The sequence below is a fragment of the Streptomyces sp. NPDC002640 genome (assembly GCF_053592575.1).
This window is the reverse complement of sequence record NZ_JBSFVZ010000010.1, coordinates 261,948-278,845: the sequence shown is the minus strand read 5'-3', so window position 1 is coordinate 278,845 and position 16,898 is coordinate 261,948. Positions and strand designations below refer to the sequence as shown.

At 73.9% G+C, this 16,898-nt stretch carries 14 protein-coding genes; 13 read left to right on the top strand and 1 reads right to left on the bottom strand.

The features are described 5' to 3' along the window. Nucleotides 1-56: 56 nt before the first annotated feature. Nucleotides 57-482, bottom strand: coding sequence for an OsmC family protein (locus tag ACWD3O_RS16155; protein ID WP_451408991.1), 426 nt, complete (start codon nt 480-482; stop codon nt 57-59). Between the two features lie 336 nt (nt 483-818). On the opposite strand from ACWD3O_RS16155, the gene ACWD3O_RS16150 reads away from it, so the two are divergent. The 13 genes from ACWD3O_RS16150 (at nt 819) to ACWD3O_RS16090 (ending at nt 16,897) form a co-directional block, all read left to right on the top strand. Further along, on the top strand, nt 819-2,000 hold the full coding sequence (locus tag ACWD3O_RS16150; protein ID WP_451408990.1) for an ROK family transcriptional regulator: 1,182 nt from the start codon (nt 819-821) through the stop codon (nt 1,998-2,000). Between the two features lie 225 nt (nt 2,001-2,225). Continuing rightward, nucleotides 2,226-3,734: a sugar ABC transporter ATP-binding protein gene (locus ACWD3O_RS16145; protein WP_451416298.1), complete on the top strand. Its 1,509-nt coding sequence runs from the start codon at nt 2,226-2,228 to the stop codon at nt 3,732-3,734. Further along, the gene (locus ACWD3O_RS16140; RefSeq protein ID WP_451416287.1) at nt 3,731-4,780 is read left to right on the top strand and encodes an ABC transporter permease; all 1,050 of its coding nucleotides are present in this window, start codon (nt 3,731-3,733) and stop codon (nt 4,778-4,780) included. The genes ACWD3O_RS16145 and ACWD3O_RS16140 overlap by 4 nt, the downstream gene beginning before the upstream one ends. 28 nt (nt 4,781-4,808) lie before the next feature. Then, nucleotides 4,809-5,852 carry a substrate-binding domain-containing protein gene (locus ACWD3O_RS16135; RefSeq protein ID WP_451416286.1) on the top strand — a complete coding sequence of 348 codons (1,044 nt, stop codon included), beginning with the start codon at nt 4,809-4,811 and terminating at the stop codon, nt 5,850-5,852. Between the two features lie 122 nt (nt 5,853-5,974). After that, entirely contained in the window at nt 5,975-7,153 is a 1,179-nt protein-coding gene (locus ACWD3O_RS16130; RefSeq protein WP_451416285.1) for a Gfo/Idh/MocA family protein, read from the top strand. 82 nt (nt 7,154-7,235) lie between these two features. Next, complete coding sequence (locus ACWD3O_RS16125; RefSeq protein ID WP_451416284.1) at nt 7,236-8,237, top strand: sugar phosphate isomerase/epimerase family protein; 1,002 nt, start codon at nt 7,236-7,238, stop codon at nt 8,235-8,237. A 98-nt stretch (nt 8,238-8,335) separates the two neighbouring features. Continuing rightward, nucleotides 8,336-10,804 carry a PQQ-dependent sugar dehydrogenase gene (locus ACWD3O_RS16120; RefSeq protein WP_451416283.1) on the top strand — a complete coding sequence of 823 codons (2,469 nt, stop codon included), beginning with the start codon at nt 8,336-8,338 and terminating at the stop codon, nt 10,802-10,804. Between the two features lie 18 nt (nt 10,805-10,822). Then, nucleotides 10,823-12,187 (top strand): ThuA domain-containing protein, encoded by a 1,365-nt coding sequence (locus tag ACWD3O_RS16115; RefSeq protein WP_451416282.1) that lies wholly within the window; start codon nt 10,823-10,825, stop codon nt 12,185-12,187. 196 nt (nt 12,188-12,383) lie between these two features. Further along, nucleotides 12,384-13,490, top strand: a complete 1,107-nt coding sequence (locus tag ACWD3O_RS16110; RefSeq protein WP_451416281.1) for an inositol-3-phosphate synthase — start codon at nt 12,384-12,386, stop codon at nt 13,488-13,490. After that, entirely contained in the window at nt 13,487-14,494 is a 1,008-nt protein-coding gene (locus ACWD3O_RS16105; RefSeq protein ID WP_451416280.1) for an SCO3242 family prenyltransferase, read from the top strand. Before ACWD3O_RS16110 ends, ACWD3O_RS16105 begins: the two co-directional genes overlap by 4 nt. Then, entirely contained in the window at nt 14,491-15,363 is an 873-nt protein-coding gene (locus ACWD3O_RS16100; RefSeq protein ID WP_451408982.1) for a sugar phosphate isomerase/epimerase family protein, read from the top strand. Before ACWD3O_RS16105 ends, ACWD3O_RS16100 begins: the two co-directional genes overlap by 4 nt. Beyond that, complete coding sequence (locus tag ACWD3O_RS16095; RefSeq protein ID WP_451416279.1) at nt 15,360-16,049, top strand: EboA domain-containing protein; 690 nt, start codon at nt 15,360-15,362, stop codon at nt 16,047-16,049. Before ACWD3O_RS16100 ends, ACWD3O_RS16095 begins: the two co-directional genes overlap by 4 nt. Further along, a complete protein-coding gene (locus ACWD3O_RS16090; RefSeq protein WP_451416278.1) occupies nt 16,049-16,897 on the top strand; it encodes a TatD family hydrolase in 849 nt (282 codons plus the stop codon). The genes ACWD3O_RS16095 and ACWD3O_RS16090 overlap by 1 nt, the downstream gene beginning before the upstream one ends. The last annotated feature ends 1 nt before the right edge of the window (nt 16,898 follow it).

Genomic DNA, 16,898 nt, shown 5'->3' with positions numbered 1-16,898 from the left:
TTGCCGCGCCCGCGGGGGGGGGGGGGGGGGGGGCCGCCCCCCCCCCCCCGACGGCGTCAGGCCAGCTTGGCCGACAGGGTGATGGTGGTGCCGGTGAGCGCCTGGCTGACCGGGCAGTTCTTCTTGGCGTCCTCGGCGGCGGCGACGAACGTGTCGTTGTCGATGCCGGGGACCGTGCCCTCCACCGTCAGGTGGATGCCGGTGATGCCCTCGCCGGGCTGGAAGCTCACGTCCGCGGAGGTGGTGAGCCGCTGCGGCGGCGTGCCGGCGCCGGCCAGGCCGTGCGACAGCGCCATCGAGAAGCACGACGAGTGGGCCGCGGCGATCAGCTCCTCCGGGCTGGTCTTTCCGTTCGCCTTCTCGGCGCGGGAGGGCCAGGAGACCGGCTGCTCGCCGATGCCGGACGAGTCGAAGGTGACGACGCCGTTGCCCTCGAGCAGGTTGCCCTCCCAGACGGTGTGGGCGGATCGCGTGGTGGCCACGATTGATTCCTTCCTGACGGAACGTCCAGTACGTCCAGTACGGATCGCTCCCGATGCTACCGACCTCCCCACCCCCCACCCCCCTGGGGCACGCACCCCCCCCACCAGGCCTCGTCCCGTTCACCACCCCGCCCGCGGCCGTCCTCGTGCCGCACCCCCGCGCACCACGCCGGGACGGGCGCGGGGCGGGTGCCGTCGCGGCTTTGTCCTGCGACGGGAGAAAGTTGGTACGGAATCGTGCGCGACTTCTTCCCACCCCGCACCGCCGCTGCTACGTTCTCCGCGAAAGCAAGCCAGGGCACGGGACGTCGAACCGGGGAGGGGACTGTGAGACGCATGACCGCACGGCCCGCCACCGGTCATCAGGCCCGCATCCTGCGGCTGTTGAGGGACGAGGGCCCCAACTCCCGGGCGCAGCTCGGGGACCGGGTCGACCTGTCGAGGTCGAGGCTGGCCGTCGAGGTGGACCGGCTCCTGGAGACGGGACTGGTCGTCGCCGACGGACTCGCCGCCTCCCGCGGCGGCCGCCGCTCCCACAACGTCCGTCTGGCCCCCGGCCTCCGCTTCCTCGGCGTGGACATCGGCGCGACCTCGGTCGACGTCGCCGTCACCAACGCGGAGCTGGAGGTCCTCGGCCACCTGACCCAGCCGATGGACGTGCGCGAGGGCCCCGTCGCGGTCTTCGAGCAGGTCCTCGACATGGCCGCCAAGCTGCGGGCCTCGGGTCTCGCGGAAGGCTTCGACGGCGCCGGCATCGGCGTCCCGGGCCCCGTCCGCTTCCCCGAGGGCGTGCCGGTCGCGCCGCCGATCATGCCCGGCTGGGACGGGTTCCCGGTGCGCGAGGCGCTCAGCCAGGAACTCGGCTGCCCGGTCATGGTCGACAACGACGTGAACCTGATGGCGCTCGGCCAGATGCACGCCGGCGTCGCCCGGTCCGTGGACGACTACCTGTGCGTCAAGATCGGCACGGGCATCGGCTGCGGCATCGTCGTCGGGGGCACGGTCCACCGCGGTGTCACCGGCAGCGCCGGGGACATCGGCCACATCCAGGCCGTGCCCGACGGCCGCCCCTGCGCCTGCGGCAACCGCGGCTGTCTGGAGGCCCACTTCAGCGGCGCCGCGCTCGCCCAGGACGCGGTGGAGGCCGCCCAGCAGGGCCGTTCACCGCAACTCGCCGCCAGGCTGGCCGAGAACGGCCGGCTCACCGCGGCGGACGTCGGCGCCGCCGCGGCGGCCGGCGACGCCACCTGCCTCGACCTGATCCGCGACGGCGGGACCCGCGCGGGACAGGTCATCGCGGGACTCGTCAGCTTCTTCAACCCCGGCCTGGTGGTGATCGGCGGAGGGGTGACCGGTCTCGGGCACAACCTGCTCGCCGCCATCCGCACCCAGGTCTACCGCCAGTCACTGCCCCTGGCGACCGGCAACCTGCCGATCGTCCTGGACGAACTGGGCAACGCCGCCGGAGTCATCGGCGCCGCCCGCCTGATCAGCGACCACGTGTTCTCGCCCGCCTGACGGGCGGACCACCCGGTCACCGGACCGGACCGGACTGAACCGAACTGCACCGGACCACCGCACCGAGCCCCACCGCAGAGCCGCACCACGAGCCGCATCACAGAGCCGCACCACAGAGCCGCACCACCCGAGCCGCACCACCGCGACCGCGCGCGATCCCGTCTGCCCTGCCTACCGCCGGGAGATCCCGTCATGCCGTCCGAAGCCCCCGTACCGCTGCTCACCATGACCGCGATCACCAAGTCCTTCCCGGGCGTCCGCGCCCTCGACGGGGTGGACCTGGAGGTCCGGGCAGGCGAGGTCCACTGCCTGCTCGGGCAGAACGGCGCGGGCAAGTCCACCCTGATCAAGGTGCTGGCCGGCGCCCACCAGCCCGACAGCGGCACCATCACCTGGCAAGGAGAAACGGTTTCCCTGCGCTCGCCGAACGCGGCCACCAAGCTGGGCATCGCCACCATCTACCAGGAGCTCGACCTGGTGGAGCACCTCTCCGTGGCCGAGAACATCCACCTGGGCCACGAGCCGACCAGGGCCGGCTTCGTGGTGCGCCCCCGCGTCGCCCGCCAGGCCTCCGCCGAGCTGCTGCGCCGCCTCGGCCACCCGGAGATCGACCCCGCCCGGCCGGTCGGCGCGCTCTCCGCCGCGCAGCAGCAGATCGTCTCCATGGCCCGGGCGCTCTCCCACGAGGTGCGGCTGATCGTGATGGACGAGCCCTCGGCGGCCCTGGACCCCGACGAGGTCGACAACCTCTTCCGGATCGTCGACTCCCTCACCGACGCGGGCGTCGCGGTCGTGTACATCTCCCACCGGCTGGAGGAGATCCGCCGCATCGGCGACCGGGTCACCGTGCTCAAGGACGGCCGGGCGGTGGCCGGCGGGCTGCCGGCGCGCACCACGCCGACACGGGAGATCGTCTCCCTGATGACCGGCCGCAGCGTCGAGCACGCCTTCCCGCCCCGCCCCGCCGGGACGCCCGCCGCCGCCCCCGTGCTCACCGTCCGGGGCCTCGCGCTGGAGGGGAGGTTCCAGCCGTTCGACCTCGAACTGCGGCCCGGCGAGATCGTCGGCCTGGCCGGGCTGGTCGGTTCCGGCCGCTCCGAGATCCTGGAGACCGTCTACGGCGCCCGCCGCCCGACGGCCGGCCAGGTCCTGGTCGACGGACGGCCGCTGCGGCCCGGCAGCGTGCCCGCCGCGGTCCGCGCCGGTATCGGCCTGGCCCCCGAGGAGCGCAAGGCACAGGCGCTGCTGATGCTGGAGAGCGTCACCCGCAACGTCTCGGTGTCCACGCTCGCCCGGTTCGCCAAGGGCGGCTGGCTGGACCGCGCGGCCGAGCGCGCCGCCGCCCGCGCCGCCACCCGGGAGCTGTCGCTGCGGCCGGACAACCCGGACACCGCCGTGCGCACCCTCTCCGGGGGCAACCAGCAGAAGGCCGTACTGGCCCGCTGGCTGCTGCGCGGCTGCCGCGTCCTGCTGCTCGACGAACCCACCCGCGGCGTGGACATCGGCGCCCGGGCCGAGCTCTACGCGGTGATCCGGCGCCTCGCCGACGAAGGACTCGCCGTCCTTCTGGTCTCCAGCGAACTGCCGGAGGTGCTGGGCCTCGCCGACCGGGTGCTGGTCCTGCGCGAGGGCCGGGTGGTGCACACCGCGCCGGCCGAGGAGCTCGACGAGCACCGGGTCCTCGATCTCGTACTGCACGCCACCGACGCGGCTGCCGAAGGGAGCCAGGCATGACGCAACCCATGTCGCCACCGGCCGACGGGGTCCCGCCCGCCACCGGGGCGCGGAAGTCGGCGCCGCCCACGGAGGGCGGCCCCACCACCCCCCGGCCCGTGTTCGCACGACTGGACGTGCGGACCCTGTCACTGCTGGGGGTGCTGGCCGCGCTGATCGTGGTCGGCGGCATCACCCGGCCCGACCAGTTCCTCGACCTCCGCAACCTCCAACTGGTCCTCACCCAGGCCTCGGTCATCGGCGTGGTCACCGTCGGCATGACGTTCGTGATCACCGCCGGCGGCATCGACCTGTCGGTGGGCGCCATCGTCGCCCTGGCATCCGTGTGGGCGACCACCGTGGCCACCCAGGAGTTCGGGTTCGCGGGGGTGCTGTTCACCGCCGTGATCGTGGGACTCGGCTGCGGCCTGGTGAACGGGATGCTGATCGCCTACGGGGCGATGGTGCCGTTCATCGCCACCCTCGCCATGCTCGCCTCGGCGCGCGGCCTCGCCCTGCTGATCACCGAGGGGCGCACCCAGATCGTCACCGTCGACGGGGTGCTGGAACTCGGCAGCCGCGACGCCCACGTGCTCGGCATCCCCCCGCTGGTGCTGGTCTTCGCCGCGGTGACGGTCGTCGGCTGGCTGGTGCTCAACCGCACCACCTTCGGCCGCCGCACCGTCGCCGTCGGCGGCAACGCGGAGGCCGCCCGGCTGGCCGGCATCGACGTCCGCCGCCAGCGCCTCTACCTCTACCTGCTGTCCGGACTGTGCTGCGGCATCGCCGCGTTCATGCTGATCGTGCTCTCCGGCTCGGGCCAGAACACCAACGGCAACCTCTACGAACTCGACGCCATCGCCGCCGCGATCATCGGCGGGACCCTGCTCACCGGAGGCCGCGGCACCATCGTCGGCTCCGTCCTCGGCGTCCTGATCTTCACCACGATCACCAACATCTTCGCGCTGAACAACCTGCAGAGCGACGTCCAGCAGATCGCCAAGGGGGCGATCATCGTCGCCGCCGTCCTCATCCAGGGCCGCACCGCCAAGAACGAGCTGACCTGATCCCGAGCCGACAGAAGGGTCCACCGCCATGCCAGACCTCACGAGCCGCCGGGGACTGCTCCTCGGGACCGCCGCCGTATCGGCCGGCGCCTTCCTCACGGGCTGCACCAGCAACGAGAAGGACGACAAGAACACGGGCTCCTCCCAGCAGCCCGCCGCCGCCGACGACAAGCCGGGCAAGCAGGTCACCATCGGCTTCGCCGGCCCGCAGGCCGACCACGGCTGGCTCAACGCCATCAACGAGCAGGCCCGCTCCCGTGCCGAGAAGTACTCGGACGTCACCCTGGACATCACCGAGGGGTCCAACGACACGGCCACCCAGATCGGCCAGATCGAGACGCTGATCAACAAGAAGGTCGACGTCCTGGTCATCCTGCCCGCCGACGGCGCCGCCCTCACCCAGACCGGCCTCAAGGCCATGCGGGCCGGCATCCCGGTGGTCAACCTCGACCGCATCTTCAGCTCGCCCCAGGCCTTCCGCTGCTGGGTCGGCGGCGACAACTACGGCATGGGCCTCAACGCCGGGCACTACATCGGCGAGAAGCTCAAGGACAAGGCCGACGCCAAGGTCGTCGAGCTCGCCGGACTCGACAACCTGGAACTGACCCGGCAGCGCACCAAGGGCTTCGACGACGCGCTGAAGAACTACCCCAACATCCGCAAGGTGGCCCGCCAGGCCGCCGACTTCACGGTCGAGAGCGGGCAGGCCAAGATGGCCCAACTGCTGCAGGCCCAGTCGAAGTTCGACGCGCTGTGGAACCACGACGACGACCAGGGCGTGGGCGCGCTGCGCGCCATCGACCAGGCCGGCCGCGACGACTTCCTGATGGTCGGCGGCGCCGGAGCGCTCTCGGCGTTCGAGGCGATCAAGGCCGACGACGGCGTCCTCAAGGCGACGGTGCTGTACCCGCCGACGATGGCCGCCTCGGCGATCGACCTCGCCCGCGCCCTGGGCCAGGGCAAGGGGGTCTCCGGGCTCGCCGAGTTCGAGATCCCCTCGCAGGTCACCGCCTACTCCGCGGTGGTCGACAAGTCCAACGTCGACCAGTACATGCCGATCGGCTTCGACTGACCGACGCCGCCGGTGTGCCGCACACCCGGCGGTGAGGAAGCGACGAGGTGCGCCGGCGGGGCCGGGCCCCCCCGAAGGAGGGCCCGCCCCGGACCGCGCGTGTCGATGAGGAGGAGAAACGCATGGCACAGCCCCGCCCCCTAGGGGTCGGCATGGTCGGCTACGCCTTCATGGGCGCCGCCCACTCCCAGGCCTGGCGCACCGTCGGCCGCGTCTTCGACCTGCCCCTGCAACCCCGGCTCGCCGCGATCTGCGGCCGCGACCCCGAGGCGGTCCGCGCCGCGGCGGACCGCCACGGCTGGGCGGCGACCGAGACCGACTGGCGTGCCCTGATCGCCCGCGACGACGTCGACCTCGTCGACATCTGCACCCCCGGCGACAGCCACGCCGAGATCGCGATCGCCGCCCTCGAGGCAGGCAAGCACGTCCTGTGCGAGAAGCCGCTCGCCAACAGCGTCGCCGAGGCGGAGGCCATGGTGGAGGCGGCCCGCGCCGCGGCCGGCCGCGGCCGGACGGCCATGGTCGGCTTCAACTACCGGCGGGTGCCCGCCGCCTCGCTGGCCCACGAGATGGTCGCCGCCGGCCGGCTGGGCACGCTCCGCCACGTGCGCGTCGCCTACCTCCAGGACTGGCTGGTGGACCCCGCCTTCCCGCTCACCTGGCGGCTGCGCAAGGAGGCCGCCGGGTCCGGGGCGCTGGGCGACCTCGGCGCCCACATCGTCGACCTGGCCCAGCACCTGGCGGGCGACACCCTCGCCGGGGTGTCGGCGCTCACCGAGACCTTCGTGCGGGAACGCCCGCTGCCCGCCACCGCCTCGAGCGGGCTCGCCTCGGCCGGCGCCTCCCACGGCACCGGAGCGGTCACCGTCGACGACGCCGCCCTGTTCACCGGCCGGTTCACCGGCGGCGCCCTCGCCTCCTTCGAGGCGACCCGCTTCGCGACCGGCCGCAAGAACGCCCTGCGCATCGAACTCAACGGCTCCGACGGCTCGCTGGCCTTCGACCTGGAACGCCTGAACGAGCTGGAGTACCACGACCACCGGGAGCCCGCCGCGCAAGCGGGGTTCCGCCGGATCCTGGTCACCGAGCCGGAGCACCCCTACCTGGAGGCCTGGTGGCCGCCCGGGCACGGCCTGGGCTACGAGCACTCCTTCGTCCACCAGGCCCGCGACCTGGTGCACGCCGTGCACGCCGGCGAACCGGTCGCGCCGACCTTCGAGGACGGGCTGCGCGTCCAGAAGGTCCTCGCGGCGGTCGAGGAGAGCGCCGCCAAGGGCTCCGCCTACACCACCGTGGGATGAGCGCGGGCCCCGCCCGGCCCCGACGTCCGCACGCGACGTCCGGAAACGACCCCCTCACGCGACCCGACCGAGGAGACCGACCGTGCCCCGCAACTTCACCCTCTTCACCGGACAGTGGGCCGACCTGCCGCTCGAGGAGGTCTGCCGGCTGGCCCGCGACTTTGGCTACGACGGCCTCGAACTCGCCTGCTGGGGAGACCACTTCGAGGTCGACAAGGCGCTCGCCGACCCGTCCTACCTGGACGGCCGCCGGCAACTCCTCGACAAGTACGGCCTGAAGTGCTGGGCCGTCTCCAACCACCTGGTGGGGCAGGCGGTCTGCGACGCCATCATCGACGAGCGCCACCAGGCGATCCTGCCCGCCCGGATCTGGGGCGACGGCGAGCCGGAGGGCGTCCGCCGCCGGGCCGCCGCCGAGATCGCCGACACCGCCCGGGCCGCCGCCGCCTTCGGCGTGGACACCGTCATCGGCTTCACCGGCTCGGCCGTCTGGCACCTGGTCGCCATGTTCCCGCCCGCCCCGGAGTCGATGATCGAGCGCGGCTACCAGGACTTCGCCGACCGCTGGAACCCGATCCTGGACGTGTTCGACGCCGAGGGCGTCCGGTTCGCCCACGAGGTCCACCCCAGCGAGATCGCCTACGACTACTGGACGACCCAGAAGGCCCTGGAGGCCGTCGGCCACCGGCCCGCCTTCGGACTCAACTTCGACCCCTCGCACTTCGTGTGGCAGGACCTCGACCCGGTCGGCTTCCTGTGGGACTTCCGCGACCGGATCTACCACGTGGACTGCAAGGAGGCCCGCAAGCGCCTCGACGGACGCAACGGCCGGCTCGGCTCCCACCTGCCCTGGGGCGACCCGCGTCGCGGCTGGGACTTCGTCTCGGCCGGACACGGCGACGTGCCGTGGGAGGACGTCTTCCGGATGCTGCGCTCCATCGGGTACGCGGGCCCGGTCTCGGTCGAGTGGGAGGACGCCGGCATGGACCGGCTCCAGGGCGCGCCCGAGGCGCTCACGCGGCTCAAGGCGTTCGACTTCGACCCTCCCACGGCGTCCTTCGACGCCGCGTTCGGCGGCAACTGACCGCCCGGCCGGCTTCCGCCGCGCCACACCGGACCCACCGGGCTGCCGGCGCATCCCGGCGTACACCCGCACGTTCACCAGCCGACGGAGGATTTTCCGTGCGCTCGAACAGAAGGAACCGGCAGAAACGATTCAACAAGGCCGTGGCGCTGCTCGGCGGCGCACTGCTGGCCTGCACCTCCCTGACCCTGGCGACCGGCCCGGCCGGGGCCGCGCCGGCCGCTCCCGCGGCCGAGGAGGCGCAGTTCCAGCAGGTCACCCTCGCCAAGGGCGTCGAGATGATCGGCGAACCGATGTCGCTGGCGGTGCTGCCCGACCGGTCGGTGCTCACCACCTCCCGCGACGGTTCGCTCTACCTGACCGACGACGCCGGCAACACCAGCCTCTCCGGCCGCCTCGACGTGTACTCGCACGACGAGGAGGGGCTCCAGGGCATCGCCGTCGACCCGGACTTCGAGCAGAACCGGTACGTGTACCTGTACTACGCGCCCCGGCTGGACACCCCCGAGGGCGACGCGCCCGAGACCGGCACCGCCGCGGACTTCGAGCCCTTCGAGGGCGTGAACCGGCTCTCGAGGTTCACGCTGAACGAGGACGGCACCCTGAACCTCGACAGCGAGGCCAACGTCCTCGAGGTGGAGACCACCCGCGGCATCTGCTGCCACGTCGGCGGCGACATCGACTTCGACGCCCAGGGCAACCTGTACCTCTCCACGGGCGACGACTCCAACCCGTTCCAGTCGGACGGCTACTCCCCGCTGGACGACCGGGAGAACCGCAACCCGTCCTTCGACGCCCGCCGCACCTCCGGCAACACCAACGACCTGCGGGGCAAGATCCTGCGGATCAAGGTGAACGAGGACGGCTCGTACTCGATCCCCGAGGGCAACCTGTTCGCCCCCGGCACCGAGGGCACCCGTCCCGAGATCTACGCCATGGGCTTCCGCAACCCCTACCGGTTCAACGTGGACCGGGAGACCGGCATCCTCTACGTCGGCGACTACGGCCCCGACGCCGGCGCCGCGGACCCGGAGCGCGGTCCGGCCGGGCAGGTCGAGTTCGCCCGGGTCACCGGCCCCGGCAACTTCGGCTGGCCGTTCTGCACCGGTGACAACGACGCCTACCGCGACTACGACTTCGCCACCGGCACCTCGGGTGAGGCCTTCGACTGCGCCGCCCCGGTCAACGACTCGCGGCACAACACCGGTCTGCGCGAGCTGCCCCCGGCCCAGCCCGCCTGGATCGCCTACGACGGCGGCAGCGTCCCGGAGTTCGGGAGCGGCTCCGAGTCCCCGATGAGCGCCCCCGTCTACCACTACGACCCCGACCTGGACTCCCCGGTGAAGTTCCCCGAGGAGTTCGACGGCGACGTGTTCGTCTCCGAGTTCGGCCGGCAATGGATCAAGCGGGTGACCGCGGACGCCGACGGCACCGTCCAGGCCATCAACGACCTCCCGTGGGACGGCACCCAGATCACCGACATGGAGTTCGGCCCGGACGGCGCGCTCTACGTCCTCGACTACGGCCTCCAGTGGTTCGCCGGCGACGAGAACTCCGCCCTCTACCGCATCGAGAACGCCACCGGCGGCCGCTCCCCGCTCGCCGAGGCCACCGCGTCGGTCACCTCCGGCAAGGCGCCGCTGAAGGTGTCCTTCTCCTCCGAGGGCACCGCCGACCCCGACGGCGACCAGCTCACCTACCGGTGGGAGTTCGGCGACGGCGGGACGTCCACCGCCCCGAACCCGCGGTACACCTACAAGAAGAACGGCACCTGGACCGCCAAGCTGACCGTCACCGACCCGACCGGCCGCACCGCCAAGGCCACCGTGCGCGTGGTCGTCGGCAACACCGCCCCGAAGGTCGAGCTCGTCACGCCGGGCGACGGCGAGCTGTTCTCCTTCGGCGACGCCATCCCCTTCCAGGTGAAGGTCACCGACCGCGAGGACGGCCGGCGGATCGACTGCTCCAAGGTCACCGTCACCTTCGTCCTCGGCCACGACAGCCACGGTCACCCGCTGACCTCGGCGAACGGCTGCACCGGCACCCTGCAGACCACCGCCGACGGCGGCCACGACGCCAGCGCCAACGTGTTCGGCGTGGTCGACGCGCAGTACACCGACGGCGGCGGAGGCGGCCAGGCCCCGCTCACCGTCCACGACCAGGTCGTGCTCCAGCCGGAGAACCGCCAGGCCGAGCACTACGGCGACTCCTCGGGCGTCGGCCGCATGGAGAAGGAGACGGCGCACGGCGGCCGGACGGTCGGCGACATCAACGCCGGCGACTGGATCTCGTTCACCCCGTACGACCTCTCCGAGGCCACCTCGGTGACCGCCCGGGTCTCCTCCGGCGGCGCCGGCGGCACCCTGGAGTTCCGCGCCGGCTCGCCCACCGGAACCCTGCTGGGCACCGCGACCGTACCGGTGACCGGAGGCTGGGACACGTTCACCGACGTCACCGCGGACCTCTCCGGGGCCCCGGACGGCGCCACCGAGCTCTACCTGGTCTTCCAGGGCGAGGGCACCGGCGCGCTGTACGACGTGGACGACTTCACCTTCACCACCGGCTGACCGGGAGACGTGACAGCCATGCGCACCTCCGCACGCATCTCCGCGCGGGTCTGGACGGCGGTCGCCTCGGCCGCCCTCCTGGCCGGCGGACTGGCGGCCGGACCGGCCGCCTCGCAGGACGACGGCGCCACCGACGACGGCAGGCGCGTCCTGGTCTTCTCCAAGACCGCCGGCTTCCGCCACGACTCCATCCCCGACGGCGTCGCCGCCGTGCGGGACCTGGGCGCGGCGGACGGCTACGCCGTCGACGCCACCGAGGACGCCGGCGCGTTCACCCGGGCCAACCTGGCCCGCTACGACGCGGTCGTCTTCCTCTCCACCACCGGCGACGTCCTCGACGACACCCAGCAGGCCGCCTTCGAGGAGTACATCCGCTCCGGCGGCAACTACGTGGGCGTGCACGCGGCCACCGACACCGAGTACGACTGGGAGTTCTACGGCGGCCTGGCCGGCGCCTACTTCCGCTCGCACCCGGCGATCCAGCGGGCGGCGATCGACGTCGAGGACCGCGCCCACCCGTCCACCGCGCACCTGGACCCGCGCTGGGTGCGCACCGACGAGCTCTACGACTACCGGGAGAACCCCCGCGAGCACGTCCACGTGCTCGCCTCCCTCGACGAGTCCTCGTACTCCGGCGGCAGCATGAACGGCGACCACCCGATCGCCTGGTGCCAGGAGTACGAGGGCGGGCGGGCCTTCTCCACGGGGCTCGGCCACACCAAGGAGTCGTACGCCGAGCCCGCCTTCCGCGAGCACCTGGCGGGCGGCATCCGGTGGGCGATCGGCGACGCCCGGGCGGACTGCCGCCCGGAGAACGGCTACCGGCCGCTCTTCGACGGCACCGCCGCCTCGCTCGCCGACTGGCGGCAGGCCGGGCCCGGCTCGTTCGCCTTCTCCGAGGACGGCACCCTCACCTCGGTCGGCGGCATGGGCATGCTCTGGTACGCGGGCAAGGAACTCGGGTCGTACTCCCTCAAGCTGGACTGGAGGACGGAGGGCGACGACAACTCGGGCGTCTTCGTGGGCTTCCCCGCCTCCGACGACCCGTGGTCGGCCGTGAACAACGGTTACGAGATCCAGATCGACGCCACCGACAGCCCGGACCGCACCACCGGGTCCGTGTACAGCTTCCGCTCCGCCGACCTCGCCAAGCGGGACCGGGCGCTCAACCCGCCGGGGGAGTGGAACACGTACGAGATCCGCGTCCAGGGGGAGCGGATGAAGATCTGGCTCAACGGCGTCAAGATCAACGATTTCACCAACACCGACCCGGCCCGCAGCCTGCGGGACGGCCACATCGGCCTGCAGAACCACGGGGCCGGTGACCAGGTGTCCTTCCGGGACATCCGGATCAAGGAACTGCCTTCGCGGCCCTCCGCGTAGGCCTCGCGCCGGCGGCGGGCGGAGGACGCCGGACCTCCGCCCGTCGCCTCCCGGCGCACCATCCGTCCCGCGGGTGCCTTCTTGTTTCTCCGGCGCGGTTGGACCACCTTGATTTCCCGCACGGTCGGCGGCCCGCCACGGGCCGCCCGATTCCCGCTCCGTCCCCGTTCACCGTGCGTACCGAGGAGGCAGCTTCATGTCCGCGTTCGACTCACCGCCCCGGGTGGGCGTCTGGATGATCGGGGCCCGGGGCTCCGTCGGCACCACCGTCGTCGCGGGGTGCGCGGCCCTGACCGCCGGTCTGCGTCCGGCCACCGGCATGCTCACCGAGACGCCCCCCTTCGCCCGCAGCGGGCTGACCCCGCTGCCGTTACTGGTCTTCGGCGGCCACGACACCGCGGAGTGCCCGCTGCCCAAGCGGGCCGAGGCCCTGGCCGGGGCGGGCGTGCTGCCGCACGGGCTGCCCGACGCGGTCCGGGCCGAACTCGGCGCGGCCGACCGGGAGATCAGGCCGGGCGTGCGCGACGGCGGGTGGGACCGGGTCGACGGACCGGCCGACGACATACGGGACTTCGCGCGGCGGCACCGGCTCACCCGGGTGGTGGTGGTCAACGTCGCCTCCACCGAACCGCTCACCGCCGACCCGGGGCTCCCGGTCAGCGCGGTGTACGCCGCGGCGGCGCTGCGGGCCGGCTGCCCGTACGTCAACTTCACGCCCTCGATCGGCGTCCAGCACCCGGAGCTCGCCGCCCTGGTGGCGGAGAGCGGACTGCCCTACGCGGGGCGGGACGGCAAGACCGGGCAGACCCTGCTGCGGGCCGTGCTGGCGCCGATGTTCGCGCAGCGCGCCCTCGAGGTGCGGGCCTGGTCCGGCACCAACCTGCTCGGCGGCGGGGACGGCGCGGCGCTGGCCGACCCGGCCGCCGCCGCGGCCAAGAACGCGGGCAAGGCACGCGTCCTCGCCGACGCCCTCGGCACCGAGCCGGAGGGCCGGACCCACATCGACGACGTCCCCTCGCTCGGGGACTGGAAGACCGCCTGGGACCACATCGCCTTCGAGGGCTTCCTCGGCACCCGGATGGTCCTGCAGACCACCTGGCAGGGCTGCGACTCCGCGCTGGCCGCGCCGCTGGTCCTCGACCTGGCACGGCTCGCCGCCCGCGCGGCCGAACGCGGCCTGTCCGGCCCGCTCGCCGAGCTCGGCTTCTACTTCAAGGACCCGGTGGGGGAGGGGCCGGTCGCCCTCGGGGAGCAGTACGGGCGCCTGCTGGAGTTCGCGCGGCGGCTCGGGGAGGACGCATGACGGCGACCGCCCGGGACTGGGCCGAACTGCTGCGCGTCTCCGCCCTGTTCACGGTGCCGGGGGACGCCCTCGCCGGAGCGGCCGCGGGCGGCGGACGGCCCGGGGCGCGGACCCTCGGCGCGGCCGGCGCCTCGCTGTGCCTGTACGCGGCGGGGATGGCGCTCAACGACTGGGCGGACCGGGAGGAGGACGCCCGGGAACGCCCCGCGCGCCCCCTGCCGTCCGGCCGGGTGTCGCCCCGCGCCGCGCTGGCCGCCGCGGGGGCGCTCACGGCCGCGGGCCTCGGGTGCGCCGCACTGGCGGGCCGCCGCGCCCTGAACGTCGCGGCACCACTGGCGGGCACGGTCTGGGCCTACGACCTGTGGCTCAAGCGGACCGGGTACGGGCCCGCGGCCATGGGCGCGGCGCGCGCCCTGGACCTCCTCCTCGGTGCCGCCGCCACCGGCCCGGTGCGCGGCGCGGTGCCGTCCGCCCTGGCCCTCGGCGCGCACACGTACGCGGTGACCACGGTCTCCCGCCACGAGACCCGCGGCGGCACGCCCCTCACCTCCGCGACGGCGCTCGGGGTGACCGCCGCGATCGCCTCCGGCGTGGCCCGCCGGGCGGCGACCGCGGCGGCGGTGCCCGGGGCGGGCCGGACGGCGACGGCGGCGGCGGCGGCGGTGCCCGGGGCGGGCGGCCGGGGGAGGTGGCTGCCCGGCCGGCCGCACCGTTCCGCGCTTCGTTCCGCGCGCCCTTCCCCGGGGCGCCCCCGCACCGCCGGTGACGCGGTGACCGCCGTGCTCGCCGCCGCCTACGCCGCGACCGCGGCGCGGCCGCTGCTGCACGCCGTGCTCAACCCCTCGCCCCAGCTGACGCAGCGCGCCGTCGGGGGCGGGATCCGTGCCCTGATACCCCTGCAGGCCGCCCTCGCGGCCCGGGCGAACGCCCCGGTGACCGCCCTGCTGACCGCCGCGCTCGCCCCCGCCGCCCGCCGCCTCGGCCAGAAAGTGAGCCTGACGTGACCCGACCCGCACCGAAGCTCGGCTACGGCACCAACGGGCTCGCCGACCTCCGGCTCGGCGACGCCCTCGCCCTCCTCGCCGACCTGGGCTACGACGGCGTCGGGCTCACCCTCGACCACATGCACCTCGACCCGCTCGCCCCCGGCCTCGCCGCCCGCACCGCCGCCGTGGGCGCGCTGCTGGCCGAGCTGGGCCTGACGGTCACCGTCGAGACCGGCGCCCGCTACGTCCTCGACCCCCGCCGCAAGCACGGCCCGTCCCTCCTCGACCCCGACCCGGAGGACCGGGGCCGCCGCGTCGACCTCCTGCTCCGTGCCGTCCGCGTCGCCGCCGACCTCGGGGCGCACGCCGTCCACTGCTTCAGCGGCGTCCTGCCCCACGGCGTCGACCAGGAGACCGCGTGGAAGCGGCTGGCCGAGGCGCTCACCCCCGTCCTGGACGCGGCCGCCGCCTCCGGCGTGCCGCTGGCGATCGAGCCGGAGCCCGGCCACCTCCTCGCCGACCTGGCCGGCTTCCACCGGCTGCGCCATCTGCTCGGCGACCCGGAACCGCTCGGGCTCACCCTGGACATCGGCCACTGCCAGTGCCTGGAGCCCCTCCCGCCCGCCGAGTGCGTGCGCCGGGCCGCGCCCTGGCTGCGGCACGTGCAGATCGAGGACATGCGCCGCGGCGTCCACGAGCACCTGCCGTTCGGGGAGGGCGAGATCGACTTCCCGCCCGTCCTGGCCGCGCTCGCCGAGGCGGACTACCGCGGCCTCACCGTCGTCGAACTGCCCCGCCACTCGCACGCCGGGCCCCGGTACGCCGAGCACTCCCTGGCCTTCCTCCGCCGCGCCGCGGGCACCGCAGCCGAAGGGAGCACCCCGTGACCGACCCCGCCGCCCCCCGCCCCACCGCCGGCGACCCCGCCGCGCGGACGCCCGCCCCGGACGCCCTGGTTGCCCCGGCCGCCGCCCCGGCCGTCCCGCCCGCCCCGGCCGCCCTGCGCGCACGGCTCGCCGCGAGCCTCCCGCCGGACGCCCGTGACTGGCTGGAGAAGGCCCTCGCCGAGGCCGCGGACTCCGCCTGGGAACTCCGGTTCGCCGAGGCCGGCCGCCGCACCGGCCCCGACCACGCCGACGACGCCCGCGTCCTGCTGCTGCACGCCGCCGCGGCCGGCCCGGACACCCTGGCCCGCCTCTACCACCGCGGCACCGCCGCCGAACGCCGCGCCGTGCTGCTGGCCCTGCCCCACCTGGTCCCCGGCGACGAGGCCCTGGCCCTGGTGGAGGACGCCCTGCGCACCAACGACACCCGCCTGGTGGCCGCCGCCGTCGGCCCCTACGGCGCCCGCCACCTCCCCGGCCACGACTGGCGGCACGCCGTCCTCAAGTGCCTCTTCACCGGCGTCCCCCTCGACGCGGTCGACCGGCTCGCGGAACGCGCCCACGGCGACACCGAACTCGTCCGCATGCTGGGCGACTTCGCCGCCGAACGGGAAGCCGCCGGCCGTGCCGTCCCGCCGGACCTGTACCGCGTCCTGGCCCTCGCCGACCCCCACACGGAGGAGACCTGATGCGCATCTTCGACCCGCACATCCACATGACCTCGCGCACCACCGACGACTACGAGGCGATGCGCGCCGCCGGCGTCCGCGCGGTCGTCGAGCCCGCCTTCTGGCTCGGCCAGCCCCGCACCTCCCCGGCCACCTTCTTCGACTACTTCGACGGCCTCCTCGGCTGGGAGCCGTTCCGCGCCTCCCAGTACGGCATCGCCCACCACTGCACCATCGCCCTCAACCCCAAGGAGGCCAACGACCCGCGCTGCCTGCCCGTCCTGGAGGAGCTGCCCCGGTACCTGGTCAAGGACGGCGTGGTCGCCGTCGGCGAGATCGGCTACGACTCCCTGACCCCGGCCGAGGACCACGCGCTGGCCGCCCAGCTCGAACTGGCCGCCGACCACGGGCTGCCCGCCCTGGTCCACACCCCGCACCGCGACAAGCTCACCGGGCTGCGGCGCACCCTGGACGTGGTCCGCGAGTCCGCCCTGCCGGTGGACCGGGTCCTGCTCGACCACCTCAACGAGACCACCGTCAAGGAGGCCAAGGACAGCGGCGCCTGGCTCGGGTTCTCCGTCTACCCCGACACCAAGATGGACGAGGACCGCATGGTCGCCGTGCTGCGTGCCTACGGCCCCGAACGCGTCCTGGTCAACTCCGCGGCGGACTGGGGCAAGAGCGACCCGCTGAAGACCCGCAAGGTCGGCGACGCCATGCTCGCGGCCGGCTTCTCCGAGGACGACGTCGACCTCGTGCTGTGGCGCAACCCGGTCGCCTTCTACGGGAGCAGCGGCCGCCTGGACCTGAGCCCCGTCGAGGCCGCGGCCACCCACGAGGGCAACTCCATCCTGCGCGGGGGCGAATGAC